This is a genomic window from Bacillus sp. P4_D3, assembly GCF_056401855.1.
Genome location: NZ_JBFUIN010001184.1, coordinates 1 through 713, shown reverse-complemented (window position 1 = coordinate 713; position 713 = coordinate 1). Strand labels below are relative to the sequence as shown.

Here is a 713-nt window from a genome sequence, read left to right as displayed (position 1 = left end):
CGATAATATAGTTCGCTAAGATGAATATTAAATATAGTTACAAAATAATCATTCAAAATAGGAAGGACTGTTTGATCTAATAAATAATAACCACCGAGTGTAATTAAACCAATACCGATCCATCTTTGATGATTGATAAAATAGTCAATGATAGGTTCGTCATTTACACGTTCTTTTCCGGATTTTGCAGTTTGCTGTAACGCATCAAAAAAGCTATAGAACCAAATGATTGGTACTAAAAATAAAAACGCAGAAAGTCTTAATAAGTCGAGCAAATAAATAGATAGTAAAAAGGCTGCCATAAGCTGAAGACCACGGCGCTGTAAGCCTAAATACATATGTCCTGCTCCAGGAAACATTGCTAAAATGGAAGCGAATGTTTTATTTTTCTTTCCTTGTTCTCGGTGCTCTTCAAACTCTTCGAAAATAGTACGGTCATCTAGTTGCTCTCCGCGTTCTTTTTTCTGTAGTTGTTGAACAACATCAAAGAAGTTATAAATCCATAAAACAGGTAGCGTAATAAGGAAGATAAGGAAACTTTCTTGAGATGTTAAGAGTGCAACGAATATAATCATACTTCCTATTCCTGTACAAGCTACTAAAAATGTAAGTCCTCGCTGCATAAGTCCTAATTGGAAATGGCCAAGTCCAGGGATAATTGATAGGAGAATGATATAAAATCGTTCGCTCTCTTTAGAGKACTCTGTAAATTC

At 34.6% G+C, this 713-nt stretch carries 1 protein-coding gene; it reads right to left on the bottom strand.

Annotation, left to right across the window (positions count from 1 at the left end; all coding sequences use genetic code 11):
• The coding region (locus AC1DTM_RS30125; RefSeq protein WP_477001667.1) for a hypothetical protein at positions 1-713 on the bottom strand (713 nt) is incomplete at both ends.